This window comes from Colwellia psychrerythraea (genome assembly GCF_000764185.1).
Classification (GTDB): domain Bacteria; phylum Pseudomonadota; class Gammaproteobacteria; order Enterobacterales; family Alteromonadaceae; genus Colwellia; species Colwellia psychrerythraea_B.
Map to the genome: position 1 here is coordinate 1 of NZ_JQEC01000024.1, position 4,536 is coordinate 4,536.

The window sequence follows — 4,536 nt, forward strand, 5'->3', positions numbered from 1 at the left end:
TGATCTTCCCCCGATAAAACGGACACCAAAATCTAACTAAAGATGAGGTGTCTTATGCCTAAGTACAACAATCCAAGACGAACTTGGAAGTATTCAAATGACTTCAAAGTCAACGCTATTCAATTAAGTTATGTTGTTGGCGTCACAATAAAATCAGTCGCTGAAAAACTCGACATACACCCGTTTATGCTGTCACGATGGCGAAAAGAATATCGTGAAGGGATCATTGTGGCTGATAAACGAAAAAAAGTGGCTGGCCAATCAAAAGCCAAAAAAGTACTTACCAAAGAACAACAACTAGAACGTGAAAATAAACAGCTCAAGGAGGAGCTGTATATCCTAAAAAAGTGGCAACGGTTTCTTGCCGAGGAACATCAAGCCGATATCGATTCATCGAAAAACTCAGAGCCGACATAAAGGTAACGAGATTACTGAAGTTTTTTGATGTTTCTAAAAGTGGCTATTACGATTGGTGTGAACGTCAACCAAGTGCTAGAGCGATAGAGGATGTTGAACTTAAAAAGAAAATTCAGCAAATATTCACTGAGAATAAAGGACGCTATGGTAGTCCCCGCATATTTAAAGCCTTGCAAAAGCAAGGATACAGCATAGGTAAAAAACGTGTTGAACGCTTGTATCGTGCACTTGGCTTGGTCGCTCGAGTGATGCGCGTGACGACACGCTCTGCGTTTTATAAGCGCTTCCTTACGACAGGTAAAAACTTACGACCTGATGGTGAAGTGCCATTGGTTAAAAATAAAGTATGGGTAGCAGATGTCACGTATTTGAAAGTGAAAGGTATATGGCGTTATTTATCGGTAATAATGGATTTATATTCACGGCGTATTATTAGCTGGAGTTTAGATAAAAAGAGAACGATGGAAGTCACCAAACGAACACTAAAAAATGCAATAAAGAACCGAAGACCTCAAGGTGGTTTAATGCTGCATACAGACCGAGGTGTGGAATATCGAGGTAATGTTTTTCAAACGGCTTTAAAACGAGCAGGTATTACACATAGCTTAAGCCGAGCGGGTAAATGTACTGATAATGCGCATATGGAGTCATTTTTCCATTCAATGAAGACCGAAGTTATTCGCGGTAATGTATTTAATAGTGATAAAGAACTGCGCGGAACACTTGGAAGTTACATTAACAAATACTACAATGTTTCGAGGCTGCATTCAGGGATAAATTATTGTTCGCCAATAGAATATGAAGCCCTGGCAGCGTGAAAAAAAATGTGTCCGTTTTATCGGGGGAAGATCACTTTTAACAGTTGGTTAGGTTCCGCTTCGCTTCACATTATAACCAACTATCAAAAGCCTCTTAGTGGGGCGTTATGTGTACAGGGAATTATGCGTCCAGAGTTGAAGCAACAATTAGAAAAGGAGCTTTCTAAAGCCAAGCACAAAAACTTCCGTGCTTGGTCTGTGGCTTTTCTTATCTTAGTTATTTTTCTCTGGCTTATTGTTGGTCTTTCCTCAAAAAGCTCAGTCCCTGTTAATGGTGTTGCAATTAGCCAACACGCATCATTGCGAGAAGATGGTCATAAAATATATCTCATGGTTAAAGTGCCTGACAGAGAAAACCTAGTAAAAGTATCTCTACCCAAGCACTTGCCAATAAAGCGTAATGTTAAAGTTGAGTTGCGCAAACATAAATCAACTTTATTCGACACATATAGGTTTACGTTTGTGCGTTACTTAGAGTAATGTACACATAACAAGCTAATAAATAAGGACAATAAACAGTTGGCTGTTTTCGTCCCTCAACATTTTAGCCAACAATTTTTTGCCCATTATTAGGGCGTTAAATGCCACAAGGAAGCGTATGCGTATATTTCTAGTTTTATTGTTTATTGCACTTCCATATTTTGGGCATGCTAAAGATGCAGACTGGATAACTCGTATTGAAATGAAGAATATGAGAACTACAGATTTCGTATGGTTAAATAGTAACGGGGATATTTTCTGGAATACGGATTTATATGCTAATGCAATGCCGTGTAAATCGACTATAAACGATGAAGACCTCTTAGAATTTGAAGCATTAATTTATAGTATTCCTAGAACAAAATATGAGTATCAAAGAGATTCCAACAACCAGTGTAAAGACGGTTTGCGTCATGATATTTATGTCTCTTTTAAACAAGCTAATGGGTCATTTGAAGTAATTCAAAATAAGTTTCCTAGTTCTGCTCACTGCCAAGTTAGAAAGGTAGATATATCTTGGGTAAATTTAAGCAAAAAACTATATATTTACACTTTAGAAAAATTCAAAGAGTGTAAAGAAGAAGTATGGCGATAAGTGACACTTAACAAGTCGCTCAAAGTGGACGCAAAACAGTTGGCTTGCGCTCATTCTTCGCTAATTTTAGCCAACAATTTTGCGCCCGTTAGCGAGGCGTTAGGTTCATTTTCAAATTATGTGGTGTAATCCATGTCGCGTGTAAAAATCGAAATAAAAAATAGAACAATCAATAAGTATTGGTTGATAATTTCTTTACTTCTAGGATTAAATACAATTTATCAAATATTTGATCAAAGAGATTTTATTAAAAATGCTGAACACACCGTAGGTGTTGTAACTGAGATTTTAGTTGAAGAAGATTCAGATGGATATAATAGTTATTGGCCTGTAGTTAAGTTTACGGCAGAAGATAACAAAACTTATGAATTTAAATCAAATGTTGTAAATAAAAATTACTTTGAAGGCGACGACATCCCTGTTATATATCTAAAAAGCGATGTTTCAAGCGCCATAATATGGAGTGACGGTGCAATATGGTCACGTGTATATGCTTTAATATTTCTAACAAGTCTATCTTTACTCTGTGGTTTAGGAATTTTAAAACTATAAGTTGTAGTTAACAATAAACCTAACAAGAAAATAAACAAGGACACGTAAGTTGGCTGCGTTCCACTTCGTTTCACATTTTAGCCAACCATTACTTAGCCTGTTATTTGGGCGTTGGTATGACTCCCCACGTCAAGTTAAATACACCGATCCCTGCTCATTAATTTAGAGCCATAATGTCTACTTTTAAAATAAAAGAGTTAACGCATAGATGAAGCAAGTAATTTCGTCGGTTATCATGCTGATATTCGTGGATTACTAACCTGTTGGTTAGCAGTGCCGACCTTACTTATTCCGTCGTGGCACCTGATTTCAGTCTATGCTCGTGGTTCAACGATAATAAATACCGTTGCCAGCCTAACGCCCTCGGTGGTTATGCCACAGCCGATGCTTGACCCAATGCGCTAACTCAAAACTTTTTATCATGCAGGTACTCTCGATATTCTTAATCGTGTATCAACTGGCGTAATGACTACTTCACGGGCAATAGCCCACAGGTAAGCGGCCATCTCTCTGGCAATGGCTATCACCACGACATTACGATGTTTTCCTCTACTCAGCAGCCGATTGTATCGTCGGCACAGCCTAAGTTGGGCCTGCCAAGCAATATCGGTAATTTCTTTGGGTAAGCCTTCCTGACGCTTTTGTAATTCTGTCGATATATTGGCTTTGTGCTTATATGTATGAGCGCCTTGAACAAGTAAACGCCTTGCTCGTCCATTGCCACATTTGGTAATGCTACCTAACCGCCGTTTATCACCACTGCTGTGCTCTTTTGAGACTAATCCTAGATACGACATGAGCTTTTTTGGATGGTCAAAGCGCCTTAAATCGCCAAGCTCTGCGACAATACCCGTTGCGATAAGCAGTCGAACACCTCTGACGGCTTGAAGTGCTTTAACTACAGGATAAAACCGCCACGACTTCACCTGATGAAATAATTCATTGGCCAGTCGTTTCTCTCGCTGTATTCGCTCAGTGATAACTTGTATCATTTCTTGCAAAACGATTTGTTGGCTTGGGTGAGGTAAAATGAGCTCAGTCAACCAACGAAGGTGTTGAAGTGACCAATTATCGTTGACCTTACAGCTGATGTTATTACGAAGAAATAGGGCCTTAAGTTGATATTTAGCATCCTTTAAGTCTTTCATCGCTGTTTCTCTTGCCCTTGATAGGTCGCGTATTGCTTCGTCTTCAGGCTCTGGCACATATATGGGTGTTAATTCTTCATCCTTAAGCAGTTTGGTTAATTTCAACGCATCACGTTTGTCAGTTTTTACTTTATCTCCTGGTTTCTTTGGAATTAATGAGGGGGCAACGACATAGCAGCAATGACTCAAGCTGGTCAGTAATCGGTAAATCCAATAACCACAGGGGCCTGCTTCATAAACAAAATGTAGTGTCGCCTGTGGGTATTTGGATTGATATTGCCGAGCCAATTTTGTAATGGCTGCTTTGGTCGTTTTTATTTTTCCATAATGAACGGGTTTTGCACCACGTTGGTCTTCTACATGTGCCACTTCGGTAGACACTTTATGGGTATCTAAGCCGATGAAAAGTATGTTATATTTGTACATGTTAGCCTCCAGTTTATATTGTTTAACACATATATTATGGCTCTGGTTTTACTAACCCACGAATCTGGAGGCTAGCACCTCGTGGGAGTCATTATGTCTA

At 39.0% G+C, this 4,536-nt stretch carries 6 protein-coding genes; 5 read left to right on the plus strand and 1 reads right to left on the minus strand.

The window, feature by feature from the left end; all coding sequences use genetic code 11:
• Positions 1-54 precede the first annotated feature (54 nt).
• The 5 genes from GAB14E_RS12055 (at position 55) to GAB14E_RS25525 (ending at position 3,267) form a co-directional block, all read left to right on the plus strand.
• Positions 55-1,235, plus strand: a protein-coding gene (locus GAB14E_RS12055) for an IS3 family transposase (RefSeq protein ID WP_156115705.1) whose coding sequence is annotated in 2 segments (ribosomal slippage) — positions 55-340 and positions 340-1,235 — 1,182 coding nt in all. Because the reading frame shifts where the segments join, the coding sequence is not laid out codon by codon here.
• Positions 1,236-1,358: 123 nt separating this feature from the next.
• On the plus strand, positions 1,359-1,715 hold the full coding sequence (locus GAB14E_RS12050) for a hypothetical protein (protein ID WP_033082296.1): 357 nt from the start codon (positions 1,359-1,361) through the stop codon (positions 1,713-1,715).
• Positions 1,716-1,833: 118 nt separating this feature from the next.
• On the plus strand, positions 1,834-2,310 hold the full coding sequence (locus tag GAB14E_RS12045; protein ID WP_033082297.1) for a hypothetical protein: 477 nt from the start codon (positions 1,834-1,836) through the stop codon (positions 2,308-2,310).
• Between the two features lie 132 nt (positions 2,311-2,442).
• Positions 2,443-2,862: a DUF3592 domain-containing protein gene (locus GAB14E_RS12040; protein WP_033082298.1), complete on the plus strand. Its 420-nt coding sequence runs from the start codon at positions 2,443-2,445 to the stop codon at positions 2,860-2,862.
• Positions 2,863-3,135: 273 nt separating this feature from the next.
• A complete protein-coding gene (locus tag GAB14E_RS25525) occupies positions 3,136-3,267 on the plus strand; it encodes a hypothetical protein (RefSeq protein ID WP_269429112.1) in 132 nt (43 codons plus the stop codon).
• Positions 3,268-3,281: 14 nt separating this feature from the next.
• Here GAB14E_RS25525 and GAB14E_RS12035 read toward each other — a convergent pair whose 3' ends face one another.
• The gene (locus tag GAB14E_RS12035; RefSeq protein WP_033081990.1) at positions 3,282-4,436 is read right to left on the minus strand and encodes an IS110 family RNA-guided transposase; all 1,155 of its coding nucleotides are present in this window, start codon (positions 4,434-4,436) and stop codon (positions 3,282-3,284) included.
• Between the last annotated feature and the right edge of the window lie 100 nt (positions 4,437-4,536).

Bases quoted from the DNA above. Each gene is read 5' to 3' on its own strand.
- GAB14E_RS12050 (WP_033082296.1), top strand. From the start codon at position 1,359: ATGCGTCCAGAGTTGAAGCAACAATTAGAAAAGGAGCTTTCTAAAGCC.
- GAB14E_RS12045 (WP_033082297.1), top strand. From the start codon at position 1,834: ATGCGTATATTTCTAGTTTTATTGTTTATTGCACTTCCATATTTTGGG.
- GAB14E_RS12040 (WP_033082298.1), top strand. From the start codon at position 2,443: ATGTCGCGTGTAAAAATCGAAATAAAAAATAGAACAATCAATAAGTAT.
- GAB14E_RS12035 (WP_033081990.1), bottom strand. From the start codon at position 4,436: ATGTACAAATATAACATACTTTTCATCGGCTTAGATACCCATAAAGTG.